The following is a 14,915-nucleotide window of genomic DNA, read 5'->3' as shown; positions in this document are numbered from 1 at the left end:
GGCAACCATAATTTTTACAGTTGTAAATCTTTTTTTACATAATTAGCAATTTTGTTGCTCAGTAATTTTGGTTTTTGGGTTTTAATCCTATTTTTGATTTTTAATTTAAAAACATCCAGTATAATGAAAAACGGAACAGTAAAATTTTTTAACTCAGAAAAAGGCTTTGGTTTTATCAAAGAAGAAAACGGATCTGAGATTTTTGTGCATGCATCAGGCCTGATTGACGAAATCAGAGAAAATGATACAGTTGAATATGAAGTTCAAGAAGGCAAAAAAGGCCTTAATGCAGTAAAAGTAAGAGTTGTTTAATTCTTTCCCAAAAAGATTTAGAGCAGGATTTATTCCTGCTTTTTTTTTGCCCGGATATTTTTAGAGCGATCAATCTTAATTGAAGCTTATACTGAACAAAATGGTCGAAAAAATTTCTTGCTCATTTCTAGTCAATTACCGATCTGATTGATTTTATCCACATGCCATATTATCGTTTTCTGAACGGGATTTTTATTTTTGCCAATATTGATATAGTCGGCCGGAACCAAACAAATTAAATTTTTGCAACTCTCTATTTTTTCAATTCAGGAACATGTTACCTGCAAGAAACCTCTTGATAAGGGCACATTTATGGCCGCTGCACAATTTGTAATGGCGCTTAACTTTGCTGACGAATTTGAGCTGTTAAATTTATCGATGCTTAACATTCAAACTGGCATGGCTAAGAAAGGGGGACTGGTATTTGTACGTAATGGAAAACTTAAAATGCATCCCGAAATTTATGATCATTTAGCACTGATATCCATATCATCTATCTGTGCAGGGAGTGTTTATATCCATGGCCGGGATAAAATTGCTGCAGAAATTGTAAATCTTCCTTACAGTGATGGTATTTTAAACCTGGCAGGTGCAGAAGAGGATTATATGGCATTTAAACGTTTGTGCAGCCCGGTATCACGATTCTTTTTGCTGCACACCAAAAAAGTACAATGGTCTGTAATATTATCTGTATTTCGGTTTTTTATGATGCATGGCATTTGGGATGTGATTAATTTTGTTGCCGAAAGGCTGCGGCAGGCTGATGTTGATGTACTGGCTTGTGCACAACTTTTAGAAAGTATGCAAGAACAAGAATGGTATACTGGTTTTAATCAGTCAATTCAGGATTTCCATGCGTCCCGTTATCCTTTAAGTAAAGTTGTCTTAACGTCAGAATTGCCAGAGATGGCTTAAATTATTTTAGATAATTTTCCAATAAAGCACTTATTTCCTCTCCAACAGGCCTATTGCCCATATTGTTAAGTTTCTGTTGCGAAGAATTGTGCTTTTCGATATAGGTAGCCTCTGTTTTATTAAATTTAAGATAACCCTGTTCAAAATATCGTTCTTCAATTTCCGTAGACGAATCCATTGATCTGAACCATAATTTAATCAATGACCCAGTAATTTTATCATAGTAAAGCCAGTGATAAGTCGCCTCTGCATCTGCGTTTTCTGGCAGGCCAAGACGCTGAATTTCCAGGATAGTAGTATCAGAATTTTGGAAAAAGTATAAAATCTTATATTTAGACGACATGCCGCAAAAATAGAACTTAAATTTTGATCACAAAAAACATTTTTGTGGTTTAAATTTAATATTGTTAACGATTGCGCTGGTCAGGATCTGTGATCTTGGCCTTTAGCCTCCGGATTTTTAATCCGGTTTATCATTCAATTTATTGCCAAAATGATTACAAATCCTTAGCTCTCAATACGGATTACAAATCCCAACAAACAAATGTTAATGTTTTTCCCCTTTAACTACCTTAAATAAATGCAAAACCTGTGGAAAAAGGGCATCCATGCTTTCTTCTGCACCACTTTTCGAACCAGGGAATGTAAGCACTAATGTTTTTCCGATAAAACCAGCTACACCGCGCGAGAGCATGGCATAAGGCATGCGTTCCTGGCCGTAACGACGAGCCGTTTCCATAATGCCTTCAATATTCCGATCAATTAAAGGTGCAAGGGCTTCCGGAGTTACATCGCGTGGTGAAAGGCCAGTTCCTCCTGTAAAAATGATTAGATCATAATCACTGTCATTTAATTCACTTGCTTTATCTCTGATCACATTAACTTCATCAGGAACGATTTCATATTTCGCTGTATGAATTTCCCATTGTTCCAATCGCGAAATAATGGCTTTTCCAGAAGTATCCTGTGCTTTATTTTCGAAAATAGAATCTGAACAAACTACAACAGCTGCTTTTATTTCAGGGAATTTGGCATTTTTAAGGTCAGATTTTCCTCCTGATTTTTTTAATAGCCTGATATTTTCTATCTCAACACCTTTGTCAATTGGTTTTAACATATCGTACATGGTTAAAGCGGTAACCGATGCACCGTGCATGGCTTCAACTTCTACCCCTGTTTTGTAAATGGTATGTACTTCAACATTAATGATGATGGATAAACCTACGATTTCATACGTAATAGCCGTATATTCAATCGGAAGCGGATGACAATCCGGAATAACGTCACTCGTTTTTTTTACGCCAAATAAACCCGCTGCACGGGCAAATTCAAATACATCGCCTTTGGGTATTTTGCGCTGTTCAACAGCATCAATGGTTTCCTGTTTCGATACCTTAACAGTAGCACTTGCAATGGCAATCCTTAAAGTATTGGATTTTTTTGTGATGTTTACCATGAATTAACTATTTTCTTTCCACTGATGGGTTTCGTCTTCGAATATTTCTTTGCCCCAGATTGGTAATTCTACCTTTAGCCGGTCTACTACTTCACTACAAGCAGCTATTGCTGGCTTTCGGTGTGCAGAAGAGGTAAAAACAAAAAGGCAGATTTCGCCAGTTTTAACTGTACCTAGGCTATGGTAAATATGCATGCAATTGAGTGGATATTTTTCGAAAATTTCTTCCCTTATCTGATGCATTTTTTCAAGGGCGAGCTCCTCATATGCAGTATATGTTATCGCAGCAACGAATTTGCCGTTAATTTCATCTTTTCTTACCTGACCCATAAAAATACTATGGCCACCAATAGCTGTTTTGCTACTGTGTCTGGCAATGCTATCGGCTATAAAATCAGGTGCTATGGGGCCGTTAACAAAGATATTCTTTATTTTTTTTTCGCTCATGTTAAGATTTGAGAAAATGATCTCTCCATTTAATGATACCACCTTTTAAACTGTAAATCTTTTTGGCATCACCATATTTTTCCTGCATGGCCTCAGCTGCTGCAACACTTCTGATGCCGTGCTGGCAAATTAACACCACATGTTTTTGATAAAATTCTTTGCTCATAAATGCACCAAACTCCGACATTGGCACTTGCGTAAAGATTTGTTTATCCAATACCGGAACTTCATGTCTTTCGCGTACATCGATTAAAATTGTTGAATCTAACTGCTGAAGTTTCACCAGTTCGGTAGCATCAATTTCAATATAACCTTGCGGTCCTTCGCTCGTGTTTTGATAATCCATATTTAAAAATTCATCAACTGTTTTAGGCAGTGTATAACCGTGTCCCTGACTGAGGTTGATGGTATATTGTTCTTGTGTAAGTAAATTATAACTTAATATTTTATTGGTTAACGGTTGCCCGATTTCGGCAATCAGTTTAATGATTTCTGCAGCAGCCATGGTGCCTAAAACACCTGGTAATACACCGATAATGCCATTCTCTGAACAATTTGGGATTTCGCCTTTGGTTGGTGGAATGGGAAAGATATCGCGGTAATTGGTGCTGGGCGTTAAATGATCAGGCGTATTAAATATGGCTAACTGACCTTCGAAACCTGATACTGCAGCAAATATGAGTGGTTTGTTGAGAAGTGCACAGGCGTCGTTAATGAGGTATCTGGATTCGAAATTGTCTGTGCCATCCAATATGTAATCGTATCTGGATAGAATATCGAGGATATTATTTTTCTGCAAACGGATGGGATGACGGATGATCCCGATCTGGGTATTCATTTCCTGCAGGCGTTTTGCAGCAACCTCAACCTTCAGCTTTCCAATATCAGCCGTAGTAAAAAGAATTTGTCTATGTAAATTAGATAATGAAATGGTATCATCATCAACAATTCCAATGTGGCCAATGCCGGCAGCAGCCAGGTATTGCAAAGCAGGACAGCCTAAGCCCCCGACGCCAATAACAAGAACTTTTGCTCTTAAAAGCTTTTGCTGTGCTTCCTCCCCAAATCCTTTAAGGATAATCTGCCTGTTATATCGCTCTGCACTCATATTGCTTAACCACCAGAAAAAGGTGGCATTATGGCTATTGTAGCCTGGTTTGTAATTTCGGTATTCTGTTGAACAATATTTTTGTTCAGGGCAAGTTTGTATTTAATACCTTTCAAAGCTGGGAACCGATCTTCAAGGTATTGTTTAAAGGAATTGGTATCAGCAATGCCATTAACTTCAATTTTTTGATTATTGATGAATTCGGTAATTTGACCAAAACTGATGATTTCAATTTCCATGCGGCTAATTTACCGATAAGATGCCATTTTTATGTAATGTGAAGTTGTTGAAATTGTCATACTATCCAAATTAACGGATTTATAAGCACTTAAATTGTTTAAAGTAATTGTTAACGCCTTTCTAACCTTCCCTTCGATTGTAAATTGCCTGCTCTATTGTGTACTAGCCGTAATACTTAAAAATAATAAGGCAATGATCAGGTATTTGATATTATGCATGTGTAAAAACTAATTTATAAGCGGCTAGTGCCAATACAAAGGCCAAAACATTTTTTAAAACGGTTTGCGGGAATTTTAAGGCGCCAAAGTAAGCACCGCAAATACCACCAACAAAAGCTACCCCAACATAACCGAGCATATGGCCGTTAAATTCGAAACCTTTAATGAGTTGACCACCTAAACCAGCAATTGAATTTACAAAAATAAATGATGCACTAATGGCTGCAGTCTGTTTTTGGTCCGTCCATTTTAACAGCAGGAGGATAGGAGAAAGGATAATCCCTCCACCGATGCCGATCATGCCCGAAAGTAGGCCGATAGCACCTCCAATAGTAAGCGATAATGGGATATTTGATGGTTTGAAATCTTTTGGATCTGTATTTTTAAAGAAGAAAAAACGGATTACCGGGATGAGCAGAAGTAGTCCTAAAATCTTTTTATAAATGGAACTTTCAATAGCCATCAAACCGCCAACAAAAGAAAGTGGGATAGAGGCCAGTGCAAAGGGCCAAAAGGTTTTCCATTTAAAATGGCCACCGCGGTAAAACTGGATAAATGAAGTGGAAGAAACAAACAGATTAAGTAAGAGCGCTGTTGGTTTCATAATGACTGGAGAAATGGCAAAAATAGCCATCAGCGCAAGGTAGCCGCTTGCCCCGCCATGCCCAACCGATGCATATAAAAAAGCAACTATAAAAAGTAAACAATAAAAGAGGATGAAACTTTCTTGCATGGTTTATCCAGGTAAAATCAATACGGTTAGGATTTCGCCTTCTTTAAAGTGTTCTTTTGTTTCATCGAGGCAGATCAGGCAATTGGCTTGTGCAAAAGAGCTTAAACGGTAAGATTCCTGGGCAGTTAGTGGAGTAACCAGCCCATTTTCATATTTTCCTTTCAGGAAATGTGTTAATCCCAAAGCTTTAGAATAGGCATGTGTAAGCTTGGCCTGCACTTCAATTACATTATTTCGTTTATGAGATAAAGCTTTGATCGCTGGTAATACATAATTATAATAGCAACTAAGAACAGACGATGGATTGCCAGGAAGCCCGAAGATGAGTTTTTGATCCATTGTTCCAAAAAACAAAGGTTTGCCGGGTTTCTGTTTTACTTTGTGAAAAATCTTGTTGATGCCACAATATGAGGCCGCTTCAATTACGAAATCATAGTCGCCAACACTTACCCCTCCTGTTAACAGCACAACATCACTGCTTGCCAGTGCAATTTGTAGTGTTTTTTTAAGTACTTCGAGATCATCATCCGCTTCGTAAACCGCAATCTGTTCAATTCCCTCATGTTTTAAAGCAGCAGTAAGCGAAAAGGAATTCGATTCGTACACCTGTCCAAATTCGAGTACTTTGCCTGGCTGTTGTAATTCTTTTCCTGTTACAATAATCGAAATCTTTGGCATAGGGTAAACACTAACTTCATTAATGCCAATCCCTGCGAGAAAGCCGATAGCAGCAGGGCTAAGAAAATCTCCTTTTTCCATTGCCAGTGCCCCGGCTTTAATCTCCGAACCCTTATCGCGAACGTTTAAGCCGGGTTTTAAATTTGGATCCTGTAAAGTTATTTTTTCATCAATCCTTGTAATTCTTTCCTGCATTACAACCGTATCTGCACCTGTAGGAAGTGGAGCACCCGTAAATATTCTACTGGTTTCTCCCTCTTGGATGGTAATACTGGTTGTCGATCCAGCAGCCATTTCACCAATTAAGCGGAGCACCCTTTCGTGATCAGCAAATTTTAACGCATAACCATCCATTGAGGATTGGTTAAATGCTGGAATATCATATTTTGCATAAATATTGGCTGCAAGAATATGGCCTGACGCTTTTGCCAAGTCAACTGAAACGGGATTTAATACTGCTATATGTTGAGAAATGAGGTATTTTGCTTCTTTTACGCTAATCATGAAAATGTTATCCTCCAATGGTAATCATACTTCTATTTTGAATGGTTGTGGCATCAATTTTTTCGAAATCGCTTACCAATTGTCCGCCCAATGCTTTCTTTTTGCTCCAAATAGCCGATTGAATTAGTGGGAGTACATCTTCATTTTTACGAAATGCACTGAGCAGATCGGTTTCGCTATCCGAAAACAGGCAGTTTTTTAGTTTTCCATCCGCCGTTAAGCGCATGCGGTTACAGGTATCGCAAAAAGGGTTGGTCATGGTGCTGATAATGGCAAACGAACCTTCGTGACCAGGGATCATGAAACTTTTAGCCGTATCGTGTGGTTCTCCTTTAACAGGTAATATTGTGAAATCTTTTTCGACCACCGATAGGATTTCATCTAATGAAAATAGCTGATTGCTCGTCCATTTGTTGCCACTAAATGGCATAAACTCAATAAATCTGATCTGAATAGGATTATGTTTGGTCCAACTGATGAAATCGGTGATCTCATTATCGTTAAGTCCTTTCATCACCACCATATTTACTTTTACCTTGATCTTGTGTTGCAAAAGCAGTTCGATATTGCTACGTACCTGATGGAAAACATCCCGTCGCGTGATCATAAAAAACTTCTCAGGTTGCAAGGTATCCAGGCTGATGTTAATGGTTTTAATGCCTGCTTCTTTTAGTACAGGTAACATTTCTGCAATGCGGGTTCCGTTTGTAGTAATAACCAGCTCAACCGGTAGTTTACCCAGCGCCGCAATAATTTGTGCTGCATCTTTTCTTACCAATGGTTCGCCACCTGTAAGCCTTATTTTTTTTACGCCATTGGCCACAAAAATTTCTGCCAGTTTAATAATTTCGTCGGTTTGCATGAGCCGGGAGGCAGGTGTAAAATCGTATTCTTCTTCAGGCATGCAATAAAAACAGCGAAAATTGCAGTTATCGGTAAGCGATATCCGCAGGTAATCGTGTATTCTTCCAAAAGAATCTGCTATCATTGCTGGCTAATTAAACTATTGTAATCGGTTTCTGTATCAATATCAATTCCTCCTTGTTCAAAAAACACTGTCTCCAGATCCTGTGCGGATTGTTTTAATATATTTTTAGCGCCTTCAGTTCCTTTTAGTGATAAAAGTGCTTGGAAGTAGTCTTTTTTGAAAATAACAGGTGTTCCTATTGTTCCGTCATATGCACTGGCAATGATATTTTTGCCTGTTTCTTTTTGCTTTTTAATTAAGTTATTAAAGTTACTCTTTTTTATAAAAACCTGGTCGGCCACAACGATAATAATACTTTCTATTTCATTATGGAGTTTAATCATGGTTGAAACTCCGGCCACAATACTTGATGCTATGCCATTTTTCCAGTTTTTATTTATAACGATGTTGATCTGATTGTGCTTGTGCAAAGCAGCTATTTCCTGAGCATGTGCACCTAAAACAACAATTACAGGTTTATGATCGGTTTTTAGCGCTTCATATATTACCGTCTGTAAGAGCGTTTTTCCTTTGTAATCCAAAAGCTGTTTTGGTCTGCCTAAACGGGAGGAACTGCCCGCTGCCAATATGATGATGCCCGTTTTCAATATCTAATTACATTTTACTTGTAAACGTGGATCGGTTTATTCTTATCTTTTAAAAAGATAGCCGAAGCACCTGCAAAAACGGATTTAATCTCTGCGAGAATAGAAATAGCAATTTCTTCTGCAGTTTCTGCACCAATATCCAACCCAATCGGTCCATACACCCTGGCTTGGTTTATCCTTGTGGCCAAATCCAGTTCATCCAACATTCTAAGCAGTTTTTTCTTTGGACCTAGTGTACCAATATAGGGTGCGTTTGTTTCTAAAAGAGACTTAAGGAGTTCGAGGTCATAATTGTAATTATGTGTCATTAATACGAAAGCGGTTTGCTCATCTATCTGAATTTGAGCTAAAACATTTTCCGGTTTGCTTACTAAAACTTTGGTTGCATTTGCAAAACGTTGAGGCGTGGCATGTGTGGGCCTTCCATCTATTACAGTTACCTCCCAGCCTAACAGGTAAGCCATTTCGGCCAGAGGCTGTGCATCATTGCCTGCACCAGCAATTATTAATGAAATGGGCGGTTTTATAAACTCCAAAAAGGCATCAATCTGTTGATTTTCTTGCTCATACACCTTAAAGGCCGAAGTTTTATTTTCAAAAATTTTATGAACATCCTGGACTATTTCATCACGGATTAATTTTGGGATTTTAGAAAGTACAGGTTTATTTTTAAAAAGCATCCCAGTACCAAATTGTTGCCTGTGTGTTAACGAAAAAAGTGTTACCAATACAGCATTTTCCCTATTGCTTTGCAAAGCGGTTAAAATAGCAATTGGATTTAACTCATCAGTTTCTATAATGGGTTCGAAAAGAATATGTACTATACCATTACAGCCTAATTGTATGCCAAATTTAGCATCATCTTCGTCGGTGGTATCGTAGGTAATCAGTTTGTTTTCTTGCTGTATTATTGCCGAAAGTGCTTTACGCAAGGCATCGCCTTCTAAGCAACCTCCGCTAATGGCTCCTGTTAACTGGCCATCTTCAGTAATCAGCATCCTGGCGCCAGGTCTGCGGTAAGAAGAACCCTCTACCTTAACTACCGTTGCAAGAGCTGTGCTTTTTCCTTCTTTGGACGCCTTTTGGTACGCTTTGATAATATCAGTAATTTCTTTCATTAGGCATTGATGCAGTAGATGATGCAATTTAAGGATAATCTATTTAAAAATGACCACACGAAAGTCCTAAGGTATGCTTTAATGCAGCAGTCCCTATTATTTGTGCAGTCAGATGTTTCCATCTGACTGATAAAGTAAATTCCAATGCTTATTATCTTTTAGAACGAGGTTAGTGTCAGATAGTAATATCTGACACCACCAAAAAGATATTTTTCGATCAATGTTTGTGCAGTCGGATAGTATATCTGGCACCACTAGAATATAATTCCGTAATAATTACCGGAAATTTCAATGTTAGGCTTAAAAAGGCGCTGAATGAAAAATTTCCAGATTGATACAATGCAAACCAATGCTGTTAAAAAGTTCAGTGATTTCTTTTGTCCAATCTTTTGGAGAATCTACCCGAAGGATTTTATCTGCATCCCACAAATCGATATTCCATTTAATTTCTTTAAAATGGCTGTTCAGTAGAGGGCTGATTACGTTTAACTCGCTGTCTGTAAATACATTTGTTTTGAAAACGGCTATCATATAGATTGTTTTTAGGTCTGTTATCAGCTGTAGACGTTTTAAATTAGAAATTACTTTAAATTGAAGTGGTTTTTTTAACTTTTTATGCTAACAGCTAAGTGAACGTTTCTGAAAATCTAAAAACATAAATAATCTGTAAGAATGTTTCCGTTTTTACTACTAAGAATTAATGAATTATTTTGAGCTATTCTATTTTATAGAAGTTTTCATTTCTTCAACAGTTTTGATGATTTCTTTAGATAGAATCTTTGCATTTACATCAGCGTTTTCTTCATCATATCTTAAGTATTTCCAGGTATTTTTGGTGTAGGCATCTTTTATTGCTAGCAAATAAGCGCTACCCTTAATTCTTACTTTGTTTTTACCAAGCTTTTCAATCACGTTGTCTTTCAACTTTGTTTGTGTTAAAATACCCAGCATATTGGCATCCGCTGCTTCCAAAACCATACTTTGATTATACTTGCCTAAACAGATGGAGCCTTTTGGAAAAGGCTTAACCGGCGTCATCTTTAGATTTACAGGAACCTGTTCATAAATCATTTTAATACCCATACCTGATAGCATCCCTTTTCCCATTGCACTCATTTGAGCCTTTGGCATTACATTAAATAATTTTGGATAAGTCATATTAAGCACCTCGTCAATCTTCATCTGTGAAGTGTACTTTATGATTGTTTGAAAATCGCGTTTAATAATTTCCTGATCCTGGGCAAGGACTGTGCTTGCCGAAAAAATCAATAGAAGGAGGAAGATGTGTTTCATAGTATCTTTAAACGAAAGTCGTTACTTAATCATTAGATTAGTGATAATAAGGGAATTGTATTTGCTTATTTGATAATAATTAGACAAATAAGTTAGTTGGCATTTACAGCTATTACTGTCGATAAGGCACAACTAGTTGCTAGCAGTTTTTAATCCATATCCTTTAACTTTTTAAATCTTTTCTTAAATTTATGGATATATTTTTGTTTTATACCGTAAAATTATCCATTAATTTCATGGTAATTAAAGCATCTTCACCACTACATGGATTTGGCCCTTTATCTAAGAAGTAATCAACTACTTTTTCGATCATGGGTTGTTGCACATGTTGTAAAGGTTCAAATGTATATTCTTCAAATGATTGGCTGGTTGTGACCTTAATTTTATTGCCAAACATTGGGAAATCAATGTGGCCTTTTGAACCATACATAATGCAAAGATCTGCTTCCTCTTGTTGTGCTACAGAGAAACACCAGTTACCGCTAAAAACCACCCCGTTTTCGAAAAGGATATTTCCCACAACCAAATCATCTACTGCAGTATTTTCTTGTTGCCTGGTTGCAATGCCAATGGCATTTTTTACGGCGCCGAAATAGTATGTCATTAAGTCTAGTTGATGTGGCGCCAGATCATGAAATAAACCACCACCAGAAATGGCAGGGTTAATTCGCCAATTGCTGGCGGTTTTTGCAATAAGTGAAGGGTTGGGCGACTGAAGCATTTTTAAGCTAACTAATCGGATATCGCCAATAATATTTGCGGCCAACAGTTCTTTAACTTTTAAGAACATGGGTTGTGCCCGGCGGTAATGAGCTACACAAAGTTTCACATTTAACTTATTGGCTGCATCAGTCATGCGTTGAGCAGCTTCAGCATCTAAAGTCATTGGTTTTTCTACATATACCGGCTTTCCGGCTTTTAAGGCCTCAATGGTGTAAGCTTCATGCTGTAAGGGTGGGGTAGCAATGTAAATGGCATTCACCTCGGGGTCGTTAATCAATTTAGTGGCATCATCAAACCATTTGGGTACTTGATGCCGTTTGGCATAATCAGCAGCCTTGGTACCATCGCGACGCATAACTGCAACAAGTTTGGAATTATTCACCTTACTAAAAGCAGGTCCGCTTTTTACTTCGGTCACATCTCCACAGCCAATAATACCCCATCTGATTTCTTTCATTTTAGAAAATATTGTCCGTAATACACAATGGATAAAGAATTTATAAAAAAAGGGATTCACTTTGAGGGTGATCCCTAATCAACTAACCAAACAAATGTATTCCGGAAACCACGCCGGAATCAAATTATAAACGAAAAAATTTAGGGATTGTTTTAAAGGAGGTGTCTGTTTTTTTTAAAAAGAAAAATAAAGGCAGTTTTCCCGAAATTTGCCTCTTCTTTTTTTAGCTTTGTATTATGCAAAATCTTTCCCAAAAGCTTCAGATTGATCTCATAGAACTTAAGGCAAAATACGCCTTTATTATGGATGAACTTGAAGTAACATTTGCCGATGCTTACCTATTGAAATTAAAGGCTAAACATCGTTTGGCCGAACAAATGATGATAGAAATGGAAAGGATACTAAGTGATGGGGCTGGAGCGCATGAGCACTGACCCATTATGAAAATGGGAATTTTTGTTTTTACTGCCGGATTTAAATCTCAGTTGCACCAGCAAGTAAAGATTAATGTGAAAGAATAATTTAGCTATCTTTTTATCAAAGCAGGCGGAATGTTAAACGTGGGTTTTTTGTCGGCGTCTTTAAAATCTACTTCCATAAAATAACGCTTTTGTTTAATGATGTAACTATCTATAAACCATAGAATATCCGGCAAATTTTCGACCATCGGTGAACCAGCTATTTCGTGGCCCATATCTTGCACGTATTGAAAGTAATATGGATAGCTGTTTTTTTTGAAAGTGCGCGCAAGATACCTGGAGCCAAAAAAGCCTCTGTTAAACAATCTCACTTTGTTATAGGGTACAAGTTTATCGGCCGTGCCGTGGAAAAGCATCGTTGGAGCTGGTGGTATGGTATATTTTGGTGCACCGTGATAACTTAATATCGCTCCGGCAAAAGAGATCACCCCTTTGTATTGAAAATCTCTAGGTAATTTTTTGGATAATGCTGTGGCATTCCGCTTGTTATAATCGGCATGTAGTGCTGTAATAGCGCCAGCACTTGATCCCGATAGGATGATCATGGCCGTATCAATACCGAGTTCTTTTGCATTTTTGATCAGATAAGCTGTTGCATCGAAAATATCTGTTGTAGCAGTATCAATAGCAGCTTTCAAGTTTGAAGTGTTAAATGGGCTAGGAAATTTCTTTCCCTTAAGGCCCAATCGATAATCAACTGATACTACTTTATAATGATTTTCGATTAAGGCGTTAAAGTACTGATCATATAATTTGCTATCTCTGCGCCCCATTACAAAACCACCACCAAAAACAAAAAGTACTGTTGGCTTAGTTTCTGTTATCTTTCCGCTGTAATAAATATCCAGTTTGAGTGTGCCAGAGTCGGTTTTCGAAAATGCTTTAGTGTCTACGTGATATTTTTTATCCTGAAGTACAATCTGCCCTGTTGAAGATAAAGAGTTGAATAAAAGTACCAGGAAAATTGTGCTCAGTAGATATAATTTGTAATTGGGCATCATATTTTTTAAGGAAAAGGTTCGCCATCAGCTATATGATCGGCTTTAATTTATTATGCTAATTTATTGCATTTTCAGCTCAAGTGCAATTAGATTTAAACGTTATATAGTCAGTTATAATTACTTTTATACTATTTTCTATAGCCATTTAACTTAAACAATAAAATGTTTTTACATATGGCACCATTCCTGAAAATAGGGAGAATAATTGGTGGCTTACAACTTTTAAATTGGGATTTAACAAAGTTGATGCTGTTTTCATCGTAAAGATTGGAAGGTAAAATATAATAGGCATTGTCGCCAACAGTTAATTTTGGTTTGCTTTGGTTAGACCAGTAATACTGATGAAGATCGAATATTTCTCCAATGCCATAAGTATGCAAACCAGTTTGGGTACAAACATAAAAATCTAAATGGGCAGCAGGAAACCACTTTGTTATCACAATGGTATGAGCTGTTTTATTCTTTTCTAATGATTTATCCACGCGATAAATAGAATCAATTATTCTTCCTGTTTCCTTCCAGCCGTATAAATCTAACGTAGGATCGCCCATACCCAATTTTACAGCATCTTTTTGCGTTGAAAATGTACCCTTATAAAAATTTATAGCCATGAGGCCTGTACTTACTATTAACAAGAAAAACAGCATACCTGCACCTATAACTGCTTTTACTTTTGGGAGGCTAAAAGATTCGAGTTTCAATGCAGAAAGAAATATTAAACAGCTATACGCTGGGCCAGACCAATGCGGCAAGGTATCTCTAAAAATGGAAAGAAAAATCAGTGTTGCAATAAGCGGTAGCGCAAAAAATAGTAACAGTTGGATTTCGCTCTTAAGAAGAAGATTTTTGGTTTTGATGAAACTAAAAACAGCCACCCAAGCCAGAAAAAAAACAATAGGATTATTGTAAAATATTTGTCCGCCAATTTCTCTGGCAAAAGCTAGTGGGTTTATGCCGGCATGGAAAAGACTCACCCGACTGCTATGGTAGGTGTAGGTAATAAAGTGATGCTTGATGTTCCAGATGATAAAGGGAGATAGTATAATTAAACTAATTAGCATAGAGATATGCATACCCTTTTGTACTAATAATTTTCTATTGCTAAACAAAGCGAACATGATAACGCCAACCCATAAATAGATACCATGGATCTTACACATCATGCAAAGTCCTGCCGCTAAGCCAAACCAGCACCACAGATTTAATGTGGGTAAGCCTTGCTTGGTGGATATAGTAATTCTAAGCAATAAAAATATGCTCCACAGCCAGAAAATCATTTGAGGACTATCGGGCAAAATAAACGTGCCGGCAATGATACTGCAATAAAAAGAAGAAGAGTAGAGTAAAACAGCATACCAACCCACGCGTTCATTCAGCAATAATTTACCTGTTTTATATACCATTACGGTTCCTAATGTAGATGCTATTATGGCACCGAACCGAACGGCCAGTTCGTTGTGAATATATAAATTTGCCGTTGTGGTTCTGATCAACCAGGCTACAAATGGTGGATGATCAAAATAATTCCATTGCAAGTTTAAAGCGTATGTCCAGTAATATACTTCATCATTTCCAAGCGCTGTTGCTGAGGCTATGATCAGTTTGATTACAGTCATTGCCATTATAAATAGCCATAATTTAACTGGTATTTTTTTCAC

18 protein-coding genes are annotated in these 14,915 nt (G+C 37.3%); 3 read left to right on the top strand and 15 right to left on the bottom strand.

All coding sequences use genetic code 11. The features are described from left to right. The first annotated feature begins 123 nt into the window (after nucleotides 1-123). Together OQX63_RS03005 and OQX63_RS03000 are read left to right on the top strand one after the other, a co-directional pair. Nucleotides 124-312 (top strand): cold-shock protein, encoded by a 189-nt coding sequence (locus OQX63_RS03005; protein WP_090503206.1) that lies wholly within the window; start codon nucleotides 124-126, stop codon nucleotides 310-312. Between the two features lie 243 nt (nucleotides 313-555). Next, nucleotides 556-1,227, top strand: coding sequence for a hypothetical protein (locus OQX63_RS03000; protein ID WP_265849405.1), 672 nt, complete (start codon nucleotides 556-558; stop codon nucleotides 1,225-1,227). 1 nt (nucleotide 1,228) lies between these two features. Here OQX63_RS03000 and OQX63_RS02995 read toward each other — a convergent pair whose 3' ends face one another. From OQX63_RS02995 to OQX63_RS02935, 13 genes are all read right to left on the bottom strand, one after another. Next, on the bottom strand, nucleotides 1,229-1,570 hold the full coding sequence (locus OQX63_RS02995) for a hypothetical protein (protein WP_090503061.1): 342 nt from the start codon (nucleotides 1,568-1,570) through the stop codon (nucleotides 1,229-1,231). A 204-nt stretch (nucleotides 1,571-1,774) separates the two neighbouring features. Then, a complete protein-coding gene (gene moaCB / locus OQX63_RS02990) occupies nucleotides 1,775-2,683 on the bottom strand; it encodes a bifunctional molybdenum cofactor biosynthesis protein MoaC/MoaB (RefSeq protein WP_265849404.1) in 909 nt (302 codons plus the stop codon). 3 nt (nucleotides 2,684-2,686) lie between these two features. Beyond that, on the bottom strand, nucleotides 2,687-3,130 hold the full coding sequence (locus OQX63_RS02985) for a molybdenum cofactor biosynthesis protein MoaE (RefSeq protein ID WP_265849403.1): 444 nt from the start codon (nucleotides 3,128-3,130) through the stop codon (nucleotides 2,687-2,689). Nucleotide 3,131: 1 nt separating this feature from the next. Continuing rightward, nucleotides 3,132-4,238 carry a ThiF family adenylyltransferase gene (locus OQX63_RS02980; protein ID WP_265849402.1) on the bottom strand — a complete coding sequence of 369 codons (1,107 nt, stop codon included), beginning with the start codon at nucleotides 4,236-4,238 and terminating at the stop codon, nucleotides 3,132-3,134. A gap of 5 nt (nucleotides 4,239-4,243) precedes the next feature. After that, complete coding sequence (locus tag OQX63_RS02975; protein ID WP_265849401.1) at nucleotides 4,244-4,477, bottom strand: MoaD/ThiS family protein; 234 nt, start codon at nucleotides 4,475-4,477, stop codon at nucleotides 4,244-4,246. A gap of 211 nt (nucleotides 4,478-4,688) precedes the next feature. After that, nucleotides 4,689-5,429 (bottom strand): sulfite exporter TauE/SafE family protein, encoded by a 741-nt coding sequence (locus OQX63_RS02970; protein WP_265849400.1) that lies wholly within the window; start codon nucleotides 5,427-5,429, stop codon nucleotides 4,689-4,691. Nucleotides 5,430-5,432: 3 nt separating this feature from the next. Then, on the bottom strand, nucleotides 5,433-6,611 hold the full coding sequence (gene glp, locus OQX63_RS02965) for a gephyrin-like molybdotransferase Glp (protein ID WP_265849399.1): 1,179 nt from the start codon (nucleotides 6,609-6,611) through the stop codon (nucleotides 5,433-5,435). Between the two features lie 7 nt (nucleotides 6,612-6,618). Continuing rightward, complete coding sequence (gene moaA, locus OQX63_RS02960) at nucleotides 6,619-7,599, bottom strand: GTP 3',8-cyclase MoaA (RefSeq protein ID WP_265849398.1); 981 nt, start codon at nucleotides 7,597-7,599, stop codon at nucleotides 6,619-6,621. Next, on the bottom strand, nucleotides 7,596-8,186 hold the full coding sequence (locus OQX63_RS02955; protein ID WP_265849397.1) for a nucleotidyltransferase family protein: 591 nt from the start codon (nucleotides 8,184-8,186) through the stop codon (nucleotides 7,596-7,598). Before OQX63_RS02955 ends, moaA begins: the two co-directional genes overlap by 4 nt. Nucleotides 8,187-8,200: 14 nt before the next feature. After that, nucleotides 8,201-9,304, bottom strand: coding sequence for an XdhC family protein (locus tag OQX63_RS02950; protein WP_265849396.1), 1,104 nt, complete (start codon nucleotides 9,302-9,304; stop codon nucleotides 8,201-8,203). 300 nt (nucleotides 9,305-9,604) lie between these two features. After that, on the bottom strand, nucleotides 9,605-9,835 hold the full coding sequence (locus OQX63_RS02945) for a hypothetical protein (RefSeq protein WP_265849395.1): 231 nt from the start codon (nucleotides 9,833-9,835) through the stop codon (nucleotides 9,605-9,607). Nucleotides 9,836-10,024: 189 nt separating this feature from the next. After that, nucleotides 10,025-10,597 (bottom strand): hypothetical protein, encoded by a 573-nt coding sequence (locus tag OQX63_RS02940; RefSeq protein ID WP_265849394.1) that lies wholly within the window; start codon nucleotides 10,595-10,597, stop codon nucleotides 10,025-10,027. Between the two features lie 208 nt (nucleotides 10,598-10,805). Then, nucleotides 10,806-11,777, bottom strand: coding sequence for a Gfo/Idh/MocA family protein (locus OQX63_RS02935; protein ID WP_265849393.1), 972 nt, complete (start codon nucleotides 11,775-11,777; stop codon nucleotides 10,806-10,808). A gap of 236 nt (nucleotides 11,778-12,013) precedes the next feature. On the opposite strand from OQX63_RS02935, the gene OQX63_RS02930 reads away from it, so the two are divergent. Then, nucleotides 12,014-12,211, top strand: a complete 198-nt coding sequence (locus OQX63_RS02930) for a hypothetical protein (RefSeq protein WP_265849392.1) — start codon at nucleotides 12,014-12,016, stop codon at nucleotides 12,209-12,211. Between the two features lie 92 nt (nucleotides 12,212-12,303). Here the strand turns inward: OQX63_RS02930 and OQX63_RS02925 are convergent, their stop codons facing one another. Together OQX63_RS02925 and OQX63_RS02920 are read right to left on the bottom strand one after the other, a co-directional pair. Beyond that, on the bottom strand, nucleotides 12,304-13,257 hold the full coding sequence (locus OQX63_RS02925) for an alpha/beta hydrolase (protein ID WP_265849391.1): 954 nt from the start codon (nucleotides 13,255-13,257) through the stop codon (nucleotides 12,304-12,306). Between the two features lie 128 nt (nucleotides 13,258-13,385). Continuing rightward, nucleotides 13,386-14,873 carry an ArnT family glycosyltransferase gene (locus OQX63_RS02920; RefSeq protein WP_265849390.1) on the bottom strand — a complete coding sequence of 496 codons (1,488 nt, stop codon included), beginning with the start codon at nucleotides 14,871-14,873 and terminating at the stop codon, nucleotides 13,386-13,388. Nucleotides 14,874-14,915: the final 42 nt, after the last annotated feature.

Source organism: Pedobacter sp. PF22-3, from assembly GCF_026239555.1.
In the GTDB taxonomy this organism is placed as follows: Bacteria; Bacteroidota; Bacteroidia; order Sphingobacteriales; family Sphingobacteriaceae; genus Pedobacter.
Note: the sequence above shows the minus strand (reverse complement) of the source record. Positions and strands in the feature narration are given on the sequence as shown.